We start from the raw sequence: 18,798 nt of genomic DNA on the forward strand, positions 1-18,798 counted from the left end.
GCATACCCCATATATGCCTTAATAAGCTGAATTGTAATCTGAAAATCTAATCTTTCCACGTAATTCTTTTGAAATCATTATACTATTTGTTTTTTATTATTACAAGTTGGCAATGTGCTGCTTTTAATTAAGTTTTCAATTAACCTAGCTTATATTTTAACCTTCAAAATAATTCACTTTTTCCTACTAATTAGATAAACTGTTAAATTCAACATTTTTATATATTAATTCTTACATGCCGAAAAAAAATTAGCTTATTTATGTTAATATATCCTTGTCGGAACTTCACATAAGTAATACTACGGCGGTATATTTGAAAGTTTATAAACTCCAGTATACCATAAGAATATCAAGGAAATTGATGTCATAAAACCTTAGTATTAAATTTGTGAAATCAATAAAAATGTATCTCCTATAATACTAAAAAAAGGCATTCAGGTTAACCTGGATGCCTTTTTTTAACATGGAATCTAATTAAAAAATCAACAGATTTACTTTACTGTTTTTTGTATGTAACAGTGGAACTTTTCCCTAGATAGTTAAGTTTGACTTACATCGGGATTTAACTTTTTGCTGCTAAGCAATTTTTGATTTTACCTGCTATAAGCATTAAACTTAGAGCTAAAAGTGATATAGATACAGACAATGCAACAAATTTAAAACCAATACTAAGTAATATTACTATTAAGATTACTTCAACTAGTAATACATATAAGGATCTTTTTCTGTAAACAGTCCTCTCCGTTTTATCCAAAGGCTTGTTACGGTCTTCAACCGGTGATAAACTGAATACAATAATACAGCTAATTATTGTAATGATAATAATATATAGGTTTGTTTCGGGTATATATTTATTGGCATATATTACGGCTATTGTTAAGAACATCGAAAATATATAGCATCTTAACTGAGTTTTAGTATGATAACCTCCTGCATATACACGTAATGGCGAATATGCAATCATAAAAATTACAGCCTGCCATACATTTTTAAAAATATACCCCAATAAAATTGTGGTCAAGAGATTTATAATTATAAAAAGACCCTGGCGTAAGCCATATTTATATAATTCTTTATCTTCTTCCTTAATATTATCATTAACACTAATAACTTTATCAAAAATATCCATTACTAGAATTTACGGAGTTTTTCCGCTCCTTTTGGTAATTCTGGCTGATGTGCGAATAACATACAAGATGCATTCACATTTAATACCGTTACCAATAAAGCTAGGTTTGCTACAACGCCACAAGTTTTGAAAATTAGTTTTTTCATTATGTAAATCCCCTTTCTTAATTAAAAAAAATTAATAAGTTATATGTAGTTTATTTTATCATAAAAATAAGTTCTATAGGACAGATTGTAGAAATTAATATATGTTTTTGTAGAAATTAATATATATGTTTATGTAGAGATTAAATTTTTTCAATCTGTTAGTTAAAATCACATAGACTTAATTAATATACAAGAATATATCTACTGTAAAATTATTATTTGTGTGATTTATTTCCATAGTTCCATTATATTTTTTTATTGCCTTTTCTATATTTTTCAAACCAATACCATGATTTTCTTTGTCTTTATGTGTAGAAATAATTTGATCATCCTCATAAAAAACAGCTCCGTCAAATGTATTATTTACATGAATATATAAGGTGTTTTTCCTATAATTTAAGCGCACTTTTATCTTTTTATCATTACTCAATTTAGAAACTGCTTCAAAAGCGTTATCCAGAAGATTTCCAATAATTATTGCTATATCAAAAGACTCAATATTTATTTTTTGTGGAATCTTAGCTTCTACAATAACTTCTATACCTTTAGATTTCGCATTCTGTAATTTATAATTTAAGATACTATCAAAATCAAAATTCCCCGATCTTGCCAGCTCCTGTTCACCATAAGAGGAGTTAAGGATATTCTGTATGTAATTTATAGCTTTTTCTGTATTATTTTTATATATATAACTTTCTATTATAGATAAATGATTTTTTATATCATGACGTACAGATTTCATATTTTTATATGAATTGTCCATTATTTCAAATTGTTTATGATAATAATTATTTTGCTGCTTTAATAAGGCCTTTTCGATTTTATCTTCATATACGCTATTTAAAACGTCATATAAATAGAACGCTACGATGTTAATAATAAGTAAAATAGATACGCTTATAACTATTCTGTAGTTAGATAAGTTATTGCTTTCTAAAATTAAAAAGGTAACATATAAAGTACCAAAAGGAATTATAAATAAAGAAAGCCAATAGCTATTAGGTACATCTATACCCTTTTTTATATTTTTATAATTCTGAATGATTAATACTATAATATAAGAAAATAATTTTATACTCATTATACCTGCTATAGATGAATACTGGGAATCCACACTAAATACAGATAAATCTATATAACCTGTTAATACTACCATAACCAATTCAACAGTCATTAAAATAACATACATGTATATGGTGGAAATAACTCTTCTTTTAAAATTTGCTTTATAATTAAAAGTCAGTAAGAAAAATGCTATTATATTGGTTGTAAAGGTAATTATCGGTATATGAATTACAAGATGTACGTAACTACTTACTAAAAAATATACCATGTAAAAGATAATTTCGAACATCCTTTTTTCTTTTGTTCTCTCGAAGAAAATACACATAAACTTAAAAACTGTATAGGTACCTAAAGCATTTGAGATTAAAAATACATAGTCATAACTATTCATAATCAAAAGTTTCCCTTTCCAATTCTAATAATTTATCTCTAACTTTCTTTCTGTTATTTTGACTAATTGGCAATACAATGCTATTTAAAAGAGTTAACTGATGATATTCTATTTTAAAAACATAATTATAATTTACTAAATAAGACTTGTGTATATTTATAAAATAAGGTAACTTCTCAGATATTTCTTCTAAAAATCCATAAAAGGTATCAACTTCATTTACAGTTATTATATTTACTTTACGATTTTTGCTTTCAAAATAAATAATATCTTTGATTGGTACCTTATAACTTGTCTGGCCTTTTTTATAAAGAAAAAGTTTTTTATTACCATTTATTATTTTTAGTGCATATTTTAAAGGTGCGGCAATCTTATCATAAGTCAAAGGTTTAATTATAAAATCCAATGGCCTTATTTTAAATAGTTGCATAGCATAATTTTCTTTTCCAGATATATAAATAATCTGTGTTATTTCATTTAGCATTTGTTCGCGTATTATTTTTCCGACTTCAATTCCATTTAATAACTTTAATTCTATATCTAAGAATATAATATCAAAGAAAACACCTTCATTTAAACGCTGACACAATTCTTCTCCTGATAAAAATGATTCAACATCCATTTCTTCCATAATCGTTGTCTCATAAACGTGCAGTAAATCTTCTAACTGGTCGCAAATAAAACCATCGTTATCACAAATTGCTATTCTTATCACAAAAATCACCCCATCATCATTTTGTCATTCGTTGTTCGAATCTAACTACTATTTATTATAGCATAGTCATTTCCTTAAGCAAAGGAGTAAAATACCATTAAATGGTTTCATACCTGACTGTAATGGTTGGTCTCCGTGTAATATTGCTATTTTTGTTTGGTTTGTTAATACTAATGTTTTATCAAAGTCACCTTTCTCTTCATTCTACAAGACTAATGCGTAAAAGGGAGCGCTGGCTCCCTTTTACTACAATAATATTTAATATAAATAAAATTCTTTAATATAACTAAACACTTAAAATAATTACTTAAATTGTTCCCGGATGAGGTCATTAAACTTATCATCACTTGCTTCAAAAACTTTATCATCCACAAAAATCTGATTAGATAATATAGCAATACTTCTATAGCTACCATCTGAATAATTAAATCGATAAAATGAATGACCAACCTTTACACGTGTTGGATCCGTTTCTCTCTCTTTTACTTCAGTTAATCTTAGTTCGGATAGAGCTTGACATATTACTTGTAATTTATCTTTATCTTTGATACTTAATCTTCTGGGTGTATCCTCTATCTCCACAAGGTTTTTAAAATATTCATTTGTAAACACATTATTCGCCTCTCCGGTAACATGAATTATATTATCCTTTTTATTTATATGATAATACAATACACCGCTTGCTAATAGCAATAAAAGAACAAATAAAATAATTGTTCCTATTTTTTTATCTATATATTTTCTAGTCATAAATATAACCTTCTATCCTATTTTTACTAACTTGGTAGCAAAAAATAAACACTATAAATTAGTATATTGTAGCTTCCCAAGTAAGAAGATCTCCATTTACAGTATATTTAGGCCAACTATATTCAAAAGACCTATAATAGCCATTTGGATCATAAAATAGTACATTTTCTGTTGCAAAATTATAAAAATATCCGATACAAACAAGTGAATGTCCACCTTTCAAATCGCTCTTTAAGAGTTGCATAATAAAAGGCTTATCAGAATTAATTCTACTTTTTGCAGTACTATATGATATTTTACTACCACTCAAAGAATAGTAAATAGCATGATTTGCTAAAGCTTTTTGAATGTCTATTGCATTACCCCCATCATTATATCCTATTCCCATTTCATCACAAATATTTTCAGCTGTATAATACATTGCTGGAGGAAGAGATCCGTTTCTATAATTAATAACTGTAGCGGCTGTGGCTGCCCAACAATTATTATATCTCTGAATTACAGCTGCATTAGATATGTCAAGTGTAAAAGAGGTATAAGGATCAGCTGCTACCGTATTTAATATATAAGATTCACCAATAAATGGCTGTAACGATATTAAAGTATTTTCGTTATCATCTAATTCAATTAAATTACAAGAAAATTCACTTTCAATAAAATCAATTTTTTGATTAAAATCAAGGTTTTCGTTACTATTATCCTTTATTTCTACTTTACCATTTTCCTTGCTGTAATCTACTAGTAAATTTTTTTCGTCCTGATTTTCAATAAACAATTTACTGTCATAAATGTTTAATAAATATTTAGAGTTGCTTTGTTTTATTTTAGCTAATTGGTCATAAACTCTTACATCATTCGAAATTGAAATTCCTGAACTATCAGTTCGGCTAGCCATTAAAACACACTTACTATTTAAATATATTGGGTAATAAAATACCCTTTCTTTTATATCTAAATTATAACAGATAATATCGTTACCAACTATAAACTGAGAATCGGAATCTGCACTAACTATATCTTTAAATAGTGGAAGTTGACTATTAATATCATTAATATAGTTATCAATACTTCCATTATTCCTATTGTCGGAATATATACTTAAACTTTGTAGAGATAAATCATTATTCTCCTCGGCAAATGCTGTAGCTGATAAACCAAATGCGAATATTATTGACAAAAACAAACAAAATATTTTTCTTAATCTTCTACTCATAAAAATATACCTCCTTGAAATTATTAATTGATAAACCACAAGCTTTTATATGTATCCTAATTATTAATTCAAGGGTATTACCTCCTTTCATATATATTTATTATTACAATTGTATAGTAACATAAATTCACTTTATGTGCGGAGGGTTGTAGAAAAATATATATGTTATTGTAGAAATTTAAATTAATTATCTATAAGTATTAATATATTGATGCTGTAATAAATCTTCTAATAGGCCACAAAAGGGGTATAACAAATCAATTTTTTATATATCAATACGCCTCTCCATTTTTAGTGTATTAGTAAAGTGGTAGAGATTCCTAAAACTCTTATTTTATCTTCCAACGAAATTTATTTTGTGCGATAAGTATCTCATCATTGAAAGATAGTTTATATAATTTATGAGCAGTTAACCGTACACCATTTAGAAATGTACCGTTTGTTGAACCTAAATCTATCAGATAGATATCTTCCTTTTCTCTCATGAATTTAGCATGTCTACGGCTTACCGCCGGATCTTGTATTTTATGATTCACACCAGCGACAAGCTTCCCAATAATGAAAGGGAATACACTTACAGATATTACAGTATTATTAGCATCATCGCAGGACTCCAGATAATATTGTACTTTCGGTGTCAGGTCTGCCAGAATTTTTGTTTTCTCAGAGTCATTTTCTTCTTCCTTCCATAGGACTGTTGTATCTTCCTGCTCGCCATCAAAATCACCTTTACTACCCTTATTATTATCTTTTCCTATCCATAATTCGCTTTCTGCAATCATGTCTAAATGTACTTGTCCACCTAAGTTTGAATGAATTGTTTTTTCACTATTGGATTGTATTTCAGACTGTATTTCTATATCTATGGTTGACTGTTTGTCCGAATATAACTTTCTATGGTTTTTTATTTCCATCACTTCTTCTAAATTAGGTTCTATATATTCCACACTGGTAACCATTTTAGTAATTCGATTATCTTTGTTAAATAGTTTACTAAAAATATAGATTTCTCCGGAACATATTATAAGTAATGAACCAATCAGTTTTACACTGTCTATTTGGGTTCCAAAAGTATTATATAAAAGCTTTAGATGAAGGATAACCGCTAGCAGAATAACACCAAGTAAAATTGCCCCTAAAGCCATTACATACGTTTTCTTTTCATAAACTAATACCTCTTTATCACTTTCAACTTCTTCTATAAATGGATAATCATTTTCTTGGTTTCTGCAATTTTCGTTTTGTGTATATCTACTACTTCTTTCCCTTTCGTGAATTTTCTTATCTTTATGAAACCAGTTGTTTTTATCTAAAAGTTTCTGTATCTGCCTCCATTTGTTTCCCAAAGAAGATGAAAGTGTAGGATTATTATTACTTTCCTTAATGTCTGCTCTCTTTTTAAAATCATTATTTGTTTTTTTATCTCTATTTGCTTTTTCTTTTTTACTTGTTCTTGTGTTTTTATTTGTCCGTGTATCTTTATTTGTTCTTGTATCTTTATTTGTTCTTGAATCTTTACTGGTTCTTGAATCTTTATTTGTTGTTCTTGTATCTCTTGTATCTCTATTTGCTTTCTCATCTTTATGTACTTTAGAATTTTTATTTATACTTAAATCTTTATATTGTTTTGAATCTCCAAGGTATCCTGTATTATAATTCGTATGTTTCCATGTCTCATGAACTTGGGAAATGTAATTATCTTCTACATTGTATTTTTCTGTATTTTCACCATTTTTAATATCTGACTTTTCATTTTGGAGAGGCAGTTTCTTCTCTATTTCTTTCATTAGTCTTTCATATGTACAATCTTCTTCTCGGCTTTCTTTATACAATCCATATGTTAATACCACTGCATTTTCATCTTTATAGTTAATTTTATTCATAAGATATTCCATAAGCTTACTAAACTGAATTAGCATATTTGTTTGATATCCCTCAAGATAGCACATATAAACAGTGTTCATATTATCTGAAACAAAGATATACTCCGGATCTATGATAAAATCATTTTCTGAAAGCAAATATTCTCCACTTCCATTAATGGTTTTCAAAATGCCTCCAAGTAGCTTTTTTATATCCTCATATTGTAGAGATTTGTTTTCATAAGCAGCCGCTAATGATTTTTTTCCCGTAATATCATAATAGAATAAATCCATTTGATCAATAAACTTTAACTCAACTTTTATTAGTCCTTCAATGGTGTTATTCAACAAAATCTTTGTCCTAAATCCATATGGGCAATCTTTTATTCCTTTTAATATTAAGTAATTATTATGAATATCTCTTACATACTCTGCATGTAACATAATCTCCACCTCATTTTGCACTTCACTATTTAAATGAACCAATTAACTTTTGTAATTTTTGCAGTATCTCATCTATGAATTTTACTTTTTCGGCCACTCCTGAAAAAACATCAAAGGTTCGTATAAATTCCACCGTATTATGTATTTCCATTGTGTTTTCACTGCTAAATGTTAATCCGTTATTAGTAAAAAACTGTTTTACCTCTCTAAATGGAATGTCCATATGTCCATTAACCAATACATGAATCCTATTAAAAGAGGCCGATACAGTAACAGAATCAACCTTTGCAATAAACAAACCTCTATTTAATTGTTTCACAAGGTATGCATTTATTTTATATTCCTTTTCCGTAAAATCAGTAAAGTAGGGATAAAGTAAAGAACGGTTTTGATAATAGTCATAATCAATAAGACCTGTTTCTAAATCAGCTTCATACTGAATCAGTTCTCGTCCTCTTGTAGAAGCGTCATTAATAACGGATTGTATCTTTACTTTATCATGTAAGTAAAATCCCAAATATAATAATCCTATTATGATAAAAAGAATAATAGGAAGGATTAAGGCAGCTTCTACCGTATAGCTGCCTTTTACTGTTGATTTATCCAAAGAGCAGCACCCCCATGTAACCAAAGAGCAGAAATGGTACAAAAGGAATGGTTTTCTTTCTCCCTGCTAATTTGAATGTTAGCAGAACAATAGAGAATATGGCAGAGGCGAGCAAGCTGACTGCCAGAAGCATGGCATTCCTTGAAAATCCCAGGCATAATCCTGTAATACATACAATCAAGCCATCTCCGGTACCAATTTGGCCTTTCGTGATAAAACTAAGGCATAACAGGATGAGCCCCAAGCTCATTCCTCCAAGGCAAAATAAAAAATTAAATTCTCCATTCCATGTCATACTAATTAAAAGTACAAAAAACCCGGCTAATCCGGCCAATATTAAATAAATATTAATCTTCTTCTTTTTTATATCCTGTATACTGCATAAAAGCAGCCATAGGAACAAAATGGTATAAGTAATGTGCAATTGATTCATAAATCCCCTTTTCTAAATGCAATTTTTATAACATTTCCATGTGTTGTTTTATTATAGCCAATGCTGCTTTGCCCCTAGCTTTAAAATCATATATACATATTTTGTTCGCTTTTAAACTCTACTTTCCACATCTTTTGCAAGGACTTCTATCTCCCACTTCTGATTTTGGAATGGCTATTATTGTTCTTTTTAATCCGCTGCAACCTAAACTTTTATGATAGCGATCACCGTAATCCGTAATATACACTTTATGATTCTCCAATCCCGTCTCATATTTATCACATATTTCACACTCTTTATATTTTCCACCGGCAGCATTCCTTAATCCCTTGATATCATCTATGTGAACCTCTTTAATAGATAAATTTAAATGACTGCATTCTTTGCTTAAATGATATACTCTTCCATGTTCCGTAATATAAACTATTTCAGAGTCTTCATTGGTTTCTTCCGTATCACTTTTTAATTCAATCTTAGTACCGCTCCAGCCCCGAAGTTTAACCCGCTGAACCATTGGGAAACCATCTACTTTAATAAAAAGAAGAGGCAGCTTTACTTTATAAACAAGTATAATATCAATAGTATCCTCTTCTTCCATAAAACTAGATAAATAAGTATGAATTCCGGAATACCCTCCTTGGATACAAGATTGATTTATACTTTCCACATCAACATAATCTTTTAATTTTATCTTATAAAAGGTACTATCAATTGCTTTGGCTATAAGACCTTCCACACTGTTCTCTATTTTGTCCCTTTTATCGTCAAAGGTTTTTTCTTCATTGTCAGTATAATCTTCCGGCACATTATTTACTCTGTTACCCTGACTTTTTGAAATACTCTCCTCTGAGGGTTTTATACTATGATTACCTTCATAATTATGCATATAGTCATACACATACCCATACTTAGCTGCAAAATAACCGGTCTCAGTAATACCATTTTGAAGATTCTCCTGCAACCAAAGTATTTGAAGAAAATAAACAATGGCTAATATAGCATAAATAAAAATTGGAAGCACCAAAGCCACCTCAACCGTTAGCAACCCTTTTAACTCTTTATTATTTTCACTATAGATAATTTTCAATCACTTCATTTCTAATATTTAATTACGTTTTCTTTAAAATTAATAATAATGCTATTTACTATAATATTAATCTTTATAGAATGAATTGGGATATCCGTCCTTGTAAGAGAAGGTTGCTTGGATGAAATGCTTTCTTGGAGAGAGATTGTTTTCTATTTTATATGTTTTTAGAACCTGTAGATAAGAACGGATATCCCAATCCATTCTATAAAGATTTAATAAAAACAGTTCATTATAGCAGTTCTTTAATGATTTTTTATCTAGTAAGAGTATTCCTTGATTATTTTAAATGAATAGGAACTCTCACCGGCATTGAGGAAGTCCTTTACAAAAGGTAATGCAATGAATTTTTCTTCCATACCAAATTCTCCATTGATACCAAAGCCATATAAACAGTTTTGCATAAGAAAGGAATCCTCATAACGAAGTTGAAGGTTTTCCTGAATTAAATCCATTGACCTAAAATTTTTACTCCTTTGGCTTTCCATAAAAAGAAAAATTCTTAAATAATCTTTATAACTTAAAGCAAATGAACTATTGTTTTCTTTTATACTATCTGCTTTGCTTTTTATAAATGTTTTATTGATCAGGATTATTTCATGAAGTTCTAACAGAATGTCATTCTTACCCTTAAGAAAAGGTATTTCTTTACCTTCCAGAAGGGCCGCCACGTCCACTATAGATTCTACAAAAGACCAAATAAATAGAATTAATGTTTTTACAATGGTAACAAGGGCCGGAAGCCCTGTAAATCCAACAAATGCTGCTGCCAGCAGCCTGGCATCCCCATTTCTTTTACCATCACCCATAAGAGAGATTACATTCATTATAGTTCGAATTAGTAAAATTCTCATAATAATTGCTTTCAGATTATTAACATCTTTCCGTTTTCCCATAATGATATACTCAAGTTCATAGTCTAAAGCAGTAAGGGCATCTTTTAAATCCTTTTCATTGTAATGCTGAAAATGTTCAAAAAGGTATTCCTGAAATAAAATTAGCTCACCAATTCCTTCTACTATATTCCCTGCACCCATTATGTCATCTGAACTATCAAAAGTACCGATAATAGATTCTATTCCACTTTCTAAATTTACATAAGCATATATCGCTGATATATCATCCGGTTCTTTGCTTTCCTCAACCTTTAATATGGCAGAAGGCAAATCTTCAATATCTAATACTTTATCTGATAATCCCTCCGTATTTTCTATAACCAATCCTATTATTCCACTTTCAACCAGATTTCTTACGCTTTCAAAAAATCCTTCACTTTCTTCCGGCTCTTTTAAGCCTGTATAGTCAAAAATTAAATAATCGTACTTATATTGCATCACTGCCATTTTCATATTTTGAAAAGATGATTTTGCTTGTAAAAGTTCTGGTTCTGTTGGTGAAATATTAGTAACCAGAAAGTTCTTTGCGTTACCAACTACTTTTTGATTGGAAATCAGGGTATTTTTCATTCCCTCAAAATCATATCCTTCCAATCCGCATTCATGATTGCCTTTATATTTTTCCATCATAAGAAAATCTTCCAGCAAACCTTCATAAAAGTCCTGGTTTAGCTGGTCCTTACTTGTATTCAACAAAGTTTCATATTTATTAATTTCTCCGGTTATCTCAACCTGCTTTATAATTAAATCCTCTGTTACCGGAATTGCTTTTTCAATAGATATTAAAGTTCCATTTATTAGCTTTTCCAAACTTCCTGTCTTTTCTGAAACTGCTTTTAGTAAGGATTGCTCTATCTGAATATAATTTTGTAAAGTTTCATAGGCATTTAGAAGTGCCTGTTGATGCTGTAATAATTCTTCCTCATCTGTAAAAACACTTTGGTCAATTAAGCTTAAAAACTTATAGGTTATTCTTGCTTCATCTATTAAATTCAAGTTATCACCAATAGCATCCAGGGTTGAAATAATCTCATCAATAATGGCTATAGGATTAGTATAGTGATTTTGTAAGGGATTAAAGACAATGGGATTATAAACCCCAGCATTAACAGAACTTACAGGTAATACAAATAACTTTTTTACAAAACTTTCTTGAACCTTAATTCCATTTCTACCCTTTTCAATACCCTTTTCGCTAATAGTAATCCCATCAATTAATTTCATTAGCTTGGTAATATTTTTATCAAACTTATATATACTTTCTTCCGTCTTAAACTTTTCATTTAAAATGCTCTGTGCTTGTTCTGTTTCCTCTATTAGAGAAATTTTGCTCAGAAATTTCTCTGACAAATTTCCTAATTCTTTATATTTTATGTAGGAAATAGACTGGGAAGCAAAGAAATCACCATTGTAATCTAACAAGGTATTAACATTATCAATTTCTAGTTTAGTGGTTTGGATATCCAATATATTCACATTTTCCACCGGAATATAGTTGTCTATGTAATATAAATCTTTATTAGGTTCAAATGTGTATTCCATAGAGTTCTTTATCTTTGTTTCTATAGAACCTGGCTGCAATGTTTTCTTTCCATAACTGCCTTCCAATCCAAATATATGATATTCCTGAAACAGGGGCCCATAAAATTCTGCTAAGACAGAATCCATTGCCAAAGCTAAAGCTCTATTAGCATACACTTTTCCCGCATTGACTCTGGCTGACTCAATTGTTGTCATAATTACAGCCATAACCAGCAATAATACAAGACTTAAAAATACTGTAATGGAGCCTTTCTGATTTTCTTTCATATATATAACCATGCTCCTTTCAAAGTTCTGGATACTTTATTGCATAGCACAAATCTCCCGTTGAAAAAATTTCAACCTTCAATCCTGCAAAGATCCGGTTATGTTTTCCGTTTTGCCGGTTATATTATTAAAGATGCCTTTTACAAGTGACTCAATACTGTCTCTGAAAATAATAACCAGACCTATTAGAACCACAATAATCAATATAATTTCTACAACTCCTATACCGTCCTCCTCTTTAATAAATTCTTTTATATAATTATTTATTTTATCCATGTTAACCTCCCTTCTGCGCCTTAGCACTTTTTATAATGAGATATTCAATTCCAGCAACCTGCATTTAGATTTTTTTGATAAAAGTTGACCCTATTAGAAGATTTATTATTCATTTTTGATATAACTTCCTTGGCAGCCACATACGGTGCATAAAACCAGAGAAACATAATAGTAAACACAATGCTGCTAATTATAATCCAAAAGACAACATCCCAGGTACCATGATAATGGATAGTACTATTAATAACATTAACACCATTGGTATTAGAAGTTTGGTCGCGGCTTCCTCTCCCAATCTTTTGGCTAATTCTTTTCTTTCTTCAAAAGCTTCTGCCGCCTCCAGTTCTAATTGATTCAGCAGTTCTCCGGAGCCTTTTTTTACATTTTGGGCTATTAAGGAACTAAACCTTAGATAGGGAAGTAATTTCACTCTTCTTCCAAATCTCTCATAAGCAATTACTTCAGAAGTACCAAGCATTAATTCACTTGCTGTTATATTAATTTCTTCATACGCAAACCGTTTCTTTGCTATTTTTTCCTTGTAATCTTTTGCAATCTTAATCCAAGCATTTGATAAAGACATTCCGGCACCTACTAAAAGTGTGAATTTATTAATAATTTCCGGATAATCCATTAGCATTTCCTTATTTCTTTTATCTACCAAACTAATTAAGTTCTGATCCATTATGATAAATATCAAAACCCCAGCAAGGGTCCCGAATATGAAAAGTATAGCTGTAGTATGATCCTCTTTTTCTGCCCATGTAACTTTTTGTTCATCTATAGAATTAGGAAGCTTAAAAACAGTTTCTTTCTTTGAATTGATATCCTCTTCTCTAAGGATTTCTTGAAGCCTTATTCTTACAAGTTCTTCTTTTGTATATTCTTTTGGAAATACTTTAAAAAACATAGTATACAACTCCTTTGTATCCTTATAGGAAAGTGTGGCAGTTACTTCTACCAGCTCACTATTTAAAAGGCTTTTATTATACACGGTTCCATCCTTGTCAATAAGCTTGATATTATTCGTTTCCCAAGATACCCGTATTTTTGTTTCCGGTATTCCCGTAACGAAATTTAAATTTGTTCTGATTTCATCAGCATTCACATTGTTTCCCAAAACTTTTTTATCTATATATTGTTTTCCATAGGCAAACTTTCTCTCCAGTTCCTGCGTATCATATTCTGCTTCCTTTACCTCTAGCGTTATTTCTTCTTCTAGTATAGGCCCATTATCTTCTGATACCAATACATCAAGAGTAATGGATTTGCTGCCTTCATTCTCCCCTGGTCTTTTTATATAGCTTCCATTAAAAATTATATTTTCTTCCTTGATTGCGTATCCTAACGCAAATAGGTTTGTCAACAAAAGAATGACTACTGTTAATACAACTTTTTTGCAGATATATATTCGTTTTACCTGATTTAATGGTTCTCCTACATGAAGGGCCTTTAGAGAATCATCGATATATATTATCTTGTCTAACAGTCCTTTTAGAGGTGTTTTATCACATAAATATAACCCTAAAGGGTACATCTTTTTTAACGGATGTACTTTATCATCCAATTCCTGAATGGATTCTATGTCGTATCTTTTAGTTTTAATCCATAAGATGAGGAATAGGAATAAAAAAATGATATTAATTGCTACCACATCTTTTCACCTCCTTTCCGGGAAAGTTCATATTATCCTCGGTTCTGATGCTTTAAGCAAATATCCTAATCTGTTACATTTGCTTAATTTAATCTCCAAGAAAAGTAGGGCTTATTTAAATTTCTATTTTCATAATTTTATGTGCCAGTTTATATACAAAATAATACAGAATCAATACAATTGTCATGAATACCGCTCCAAAGGTATTATTATAAAGAGGTTCCAAAAATCCTGCTGAAAATAATCTTAAATACAGAATGATGCAAAATGGAATCAAACACATAATAGAGGTTTCAAATTTCTTTCCTGTAATCATAGTCAGAATTTCCCGTTTCACTTCCACCTTATCTCCAATGGTTTTGCAGGTTCTGCGTATAATCTTCACAATATCTCCCCCTGTTCTCTTGGCAGTAACAAATACTTCTGCGAAATTTGTAATGTCTTCTATTTTGCTTCGAATGGAAAAATCCATTAGAACCTCTTCAACAGTCATATTCATTTTAATCTGCCTTACCATTCCTTCAAATTCCTGTACAATAAAAGCATCTGCCGGGTACATAAGCTTAAGATCCATAACAGCCTGATGGAAAGCATTTTCTACGGAATATCCTGCGTTTAGAGCCGCAGAAACACTGGAAAGTCCATCTTTAAACTGTAGATTCAGAATCCATTTTCTCTCTTCTATCTTTTGCTTTTTCTTATTCTGAACAAAGATAAATCCATAGCTGCCAAGAAGTATTGCTCCTATAATACTAGAATAAAATAATATACCAATACAGAAACCTATAGCCCCACCTTGCAGAAATAACTTAATCCACTCTTTTTTTGAGTAAACATATACATTGTAATCTTCTATCACAATATCCCCGCTTTACTTAACTTTGATAAATTTATTAGTTCATTATTGGTTTTTTGTAAACGTCCCGTTACCCTTCCATTCTCGTCCTCACCCATTTCTTTAAAAACAAACAGCTTATTTACTTCAATTTCTCCATCTATACAATCCAATACTTCTGCAATTTCCAACACCCGCCGGCTTTTATCCCGCAATCGTCCTAAATGAACGATAATGTCAATGGCAGAAGCTATCTGTTTCCTTACTGCCATTAAGGGAATATCTGCTCCCATAAGGATCAGTGTTTCCAATCGGTTTAGCATGTCTACTGCCGAATTAGCATGTCCTGTGGACAAAGAACCATCATGTCCGCTATTCATAGCCTGAAGCATATCAATGGCCGCCGCGTCTCTAACTTCGCCCACAACAATTCGATCCGGCCGCATTCTTAAGGATGATTTAATAAGATCCCTGATAGTTACTGCATTCTTACCTTCAACATTTCCATTTCGAACTTCCAGCTTTACCAAATTAGGAATATTCTTAATCTGAAGTTCCGCCGAGTCTTCAATGGTTATTACCCTCTCTTCCTTGGGAATAAAGTTAGACAGTACATTTAAAAAAGTCGTTTTACCGGAACCGGTGCCCCCACTAATGAATATATTGTAGCCGGCAATTACAAGCTTTTCTAAGAAGTTAGCTGCCTCCTCTGTTATAGATTCCATTTCAATTAACTTTCTTATGGTAATAGGGTTCTCCGGAAACTTACGAATAGTAACCACCGGTCCATCCATTGCAACAGGAGGAAGTACAATATTTACCCGGGAGCCATCAGAAAGCCTTGCATCTACTATAGGACTTGCTTCATTAATGATCCTGTTGGACTTTGAAACAATTTGCTGAATCACATCTTCTAATTTTCTTTCTGATTCAAACTGTCCTTTCCACGGCCTTATGGAACCATTCTGTTCAATAAAAATATTTCGGGCTCCGTTAATCATAATCTCTGTTATAGAAGAATCCTCTATTAATTCTTGCAAAATATCCAGCCTGCGTATGGAATTAAAAATTTCTTTTCTAAGACGTCTTTTATCCTGCATACTAATATAGTTTTCCCGACTGCCGGACAATAATATCTCGTCAATAACCTCTAATATTTCATCATCTTGCAATTCCCTGGATAAATCTATTTTTGATATAACCAATTCCTGTAGTTTTTGTTTTAAACCATTCATTCAAACCTCCTGGAAGCTCTTCACGTATTCCATCACTATATCCCTATATTCTTCACTATATAAATCATTGGGAGTATAATACCCCAATCTGTTTTCCACATCTTTTGATATGGCCACCTCCGTTATCTGCACTAATACATCCCCATAACCTGCCAATTGCAATTGACTTCTAAAATTTAGGTATTTCTCTTCTTCCAGTCTTTGTTCTCCTATTAGTAAAAGTAGTTCATTGGAACTGCGGAATAACTCAAGTGTTGATTCAAAAAAACAACCCACATCAAAGATAATTACTTCATACTCTGAAGACTCTTTTAATGTTTTAATCCAGTAATATATATCTTCTGGAACCAATTCATAAATATCCGGACCAAAAGACACGCCCTGAATACAGTCCAGATTATTTATTTTTGTTATAATTCCATTCATTTTTGATATCAGATTGGGGTGACTCTGTTTTAGATAATAGATAAATTCAGACAGACCTTTTTCAAAATTACTTCCACTATTTTTAGTCCAAGGAGAAAACAGATCCAGATTAATATATAAAGTCCTTTTTATCTTCGCATATTCACTGGCTAAGAAATAAGAGAATACCTGCCTTTCATTCTCTTTTCCTACAGAAAACACACTGATAATATTCAAACTCCCATTGCCTGAAAGAAAAGCCCTTATTAAAGTATCTTCCAGTGGAAAGTAAGAGAACAGCTCCTCCATAACCTTTTGAGCCGATTGAAATTTGTAAATTACATGGCAGTTTTCTTCTTCTCTTGCAAAATTCCCTTCTGATAAGATACAAATATTCTTAATATTCCGGTGCAAAACTTCGTCCGTATTAATTTCCTCATTAAGCAGTAAAACATTTAATTTATCATGTTCTAAATACTCCATTAAACTCTTTGCATTGGTAAAAATCCTCACCTGTGTAATGGCTTTTTGCTTACGTTTTATATAGTCCATCAGTTGGTTTGCATAGTCTGTATCCGGATCAAAGATTCCCAAGATATAACTCAAATAAAATCCTCCTTTCTATAAAAATATGTTACTTTTTATATTCTTTTTTCCTGATTATTACTCAGTGAAAATCATATTGTATATTAAATTAAGTAACATCTAAGTTAAAAGTTTACATTTAGTAAGCTAAAAACACCTGAATAATAAATGCGCTTAATATTGCTATGGAAAAATGAATGGTTCCTCCATAGCCATCTTTTTTAATATCATAATAAGAAATCACAAATTGTTTCTTCCCTTTTTCACCCAGATAATTTACTTTACTGCCATAAGCTTGAATATATTCTGCAAGAAACTGCAGCCGGCAAATCAACTTTTTTGATTTAATAAGATGAATAATAGACATTAGCCCTCCAATGAGAAAAGCTATAATGATAGTTTGAAAGACAAAAGTTGCCCCGTAAAAACTTCCCACTATAGAAAATAATTTAATATCCCCTGCTCCCAGTACTTTAAATAGAAATAGAATAAATAATAATAAAATTGGCAGGAAACTACCGATTAAACCAGTTAATATGCCCTTTCTTCCAAATTCATATGTTTGAAAAGCAAAACCGATGGAAATACCTATGACGATAAGTAGATTACTGATTTTATAGGACTTCAAGTCTCTATAAACCCCAAAAAGAATTAAGAAGATTAGGCAAGCTATTTTAGCACTAATACGCTTCACCTCTTAGAAAATAAAATTTTTACTGTTAATAGAATTTAATTTTTATGTTGCTATTTTATACCACATTATACTAACTTTCAATACTATTTCATCATTTTTTGTTAATTCATTACATTAACTAATGATTACTAAAAATAATTATATATATTTACCTGTAAAAACCTCACATAATACTTACAAAAATATCTAATTAAATTTGTTATTATTACATATATACAAAATGAAACAACTTATATTTACTGCTCTTGGACATAATAAAATAAAAATAGCTAGGTAAAAAACAAACAAAAAACCTATTGTTTTTTAGTAGTTTTTAATAATAATTACTATTGATAACGGGTCCGGAGTTTGCATCCTAACTTTCATGTTAATATTGTAATTATTGTGCAAATAATATAAAATAAATGGGGATATAAAGTATGAAACACTTCAAACTTTATTAACATATTATTAAATATCGTTTCCATATAGGCAGTATTCACAGGTTTTTCTAAAGGTAAACCTTTACCATCCGTTGCTATTCAGTCTGTTCCGTAAGTACACGGCGTAGAAGCTGATACTCAGGGA

17 protein-coding genes are annotated in these 18,798 nt (G+C 30.4%); all 17 read right to left on the reverse strand.

Annotated features, from left to right (window positions below; translation table 11 throughout):
• Window positions 1–562 precede the first annotated feature (562 nt).
• The gene (locus tag BM183_RS11200; RefSeq protein WP_091686976.1) at window positions 563–1,129 is read right to left on the reverse strand and encodes an accessory gene regulator ArgB-like protein; all 567 of its coding nucleotides are present in this window, start codon (window positions 1,127–1,129) and stop codon (window positions 563–565) included.
• Window positions 1,130–1,131: 2 nt separating this feature from the next.
• Complete coding sequence (locus tag BM183_RS11205) at window positions 1,132–1,275, reverse strand: cyclic lactone autoinducer peptide (protein WP_091686977.1); 144 nt, start codon at window positions 1,273–1,275, stop codon at window positions 1,132–1,134.
• Between the two features lie 178 nt (window positions 1,276–1,453).
• A complete protein-coding gene (locus tag BM183_RS11210; protein ID WP_091686978.1) occupies window positions 1,454–2,731 on the reverse strand; it encodes a sensor histidine kinase in 1,278 nt (425 codons plus the stop codon).
• Window positions 2,724–3,446 carry a LytR/AlgR family response regulator transcription factor gene (locus tag BM183_RS11215; protein ID WP_170847971.1) on the reverse strand — a complete coding sequence of 241 codons (723 nt, stop codon included), beginning with the start codon at window positions 3,444–3,446 and terminating at the stop codon, window positions 2,724–2,726. The genes BM183_RS11210 and BM183_RS11215 overlap by 8 nt, the downstream gene beginning before the upstream one ends.
• A 303-nt stretch (window positions 3,447–3,749) precedes the next feature.
• Window positions 3,750–4,196, reverse strand: coding sequence for a hypothetical protein (locus BM183_RS11220; protein ID WP_091686980.1), 447 nt, complete (start codon window positions 4,194–4,196; stop codon window positions 3,750–3,752).
• A gap of 58 nt (window positions 4,197–4,254) precedes the next feature.
• Entirely contained in the window at window positions 4,255–5,409 is a 1,155-nt protein-coding gene (locus tag BM183_RS11225) for a C39 family peptidase (protein WP_091686981.1), read from the reverse strand.
• Window positions 5,410–5,738: 329 nt separating this feature from the next.
• Complete coding sequence (locus tag BM183_RS21050) at window positions 5,739–7,715, reverse strand: DUF6382 domain-containing protein (protein WP_242960974.1); 1,977 nt, start codon at window positions 7,713–7,715, stop codon at window positions 5,739–5,741.
• A gap of 25 nt (window positions 7,716–7,740) precedes the next feature.
• A complete protein-coding gene (locus tag BM183_RS11235) occupies window positions 7,741–8,322 on the reverse strand; it encodes a TadE/TadG family type IV pilus assembly protein (RefSeq protein WP_170847972.1) in 582 nt (193 codons plus the stop codon).
• Window positions 8,315–8,755 carry a prepilin peptidase gene (locus BM183_RS11240; RefSeq protein ID WP_091686983.1) on the reverse strand — a complete coding sequence of 147 codons (441 nt, stop codon included), beginning with the start codon at window positions 8,753–8,755 and terminating at the stop codon, window positions 8,315–8,317. The genes BM183_RS11235 and BM183_RS11240 overlap by 8 nt, the downstream gene beginning before the upstream one ends.
• Window positions 8,756–8,873: 118 nt before the next feature.
• Window positions 8,874–9,842, reverse strand: coding sequence for a TadE family protein (locus BM183_RS11245; RefSeq protein ID WP_139221518.1), 969 nt, complete (start codon window positions 9,840–9,842; stop codon window positions 8,874–8,876).
• 260 nt (window positions 9,843–10,102) lie between these two features.
• Entirely contained in the window at window positions 10,103–12,547 is a 2,445-nt protein-coding gene (locus BM183_RS11250) for a DUF5702 domain-containing protein (RefSeq protein ID WP_091686985.1), read from the reverse strand.
• Between the two features lie 78 nt (window positions 12,548–12,625).
• On the reverse strand, window positions 12,626–12,823 hold the full coding sequence (locus BM183_RS11255) for a Flp1 family type IVb pilin (protein WP_170847973.1): 198 nt from the start codon (window positions 12,821–12,823) through the stop codon (window positions 12,626–12,628).
• 190 nt (window positions 12,824–13,013) lie between these two features.
• Complete coding sequence (locus BM183_RS11260) at window positions 13,014–14,477, reverse strand: hypothetical protein (protein ID WP_091686986.1); 1,464 nt, start codon at window positions 14,475–14,477, stop codon at window positions 13,014–13,016.
• A 115-nt stretch (window positions 14,478–14,592) separates the two neighbouring features.
• Window positions 14,593–15,336 carry a type II secretion system F family protein gene (locus tag BM183_RS11265; protein WP_170847974.1) on the reverse strand — a complete coding sequence of 248 codons (744 nt, stop codon included), beginning with the start codon at window positions 15,334–15,336 and terminating at the stop codon, window positions 14,593–14,595.
• The gene (locus BM183_RS11270; RefSeq protein ID WP_091686988.1) at window positions 15,333–16,547 is read right to left on the reverse strand and encodes a TadA family conjugal transfer-associated ATPase; all 1,215 of its coding nucleotides are present in this window, start codon (window positions 16,545–16,547) and stop codon (window positions 15,333–15,335) included. Before BM183_RS11270 ends, BM183_RS11265 begins: the two co-directional genes overlap by 4 nt.
• Window positions 16,548–17,558: a P-loop NTPase family protein gene (locus BM183_RS11275; protein WP_091686989.1), complete on the reverse strand. Its 1,011-nt coding sequence runs from the start codon at window positions 17,556–17,558 to the stop codon at window positions 16,548–16,550. It lies immediately after the preceding gene.
• 118 nt (window positions 17,559–17,676) lie between these two features.
• Window positions 17,677–18,231: an A24 family peptidase gene (locus BM183_RS11280; protein WP_091686990.1), complete on the reverse strand. Its 555-nt coding sequence runs from the start codon at window positions 18,229–18,231 to the stop codon at window positions 17,677–17,679.
• Window positions 18,232–18,798 lie beyond the last annotated feature (567 nt).

It is taken from the genome of Anaerocolumna aminovalerica (genome assembly GCF_900115365.1).
Classification (GTDB): Bacteria; Bacillota; Clostridia; order Lachnospirales; family Lachnospiraceae; genus Anaerocolumna; species Anaerocolumna aminovalerica.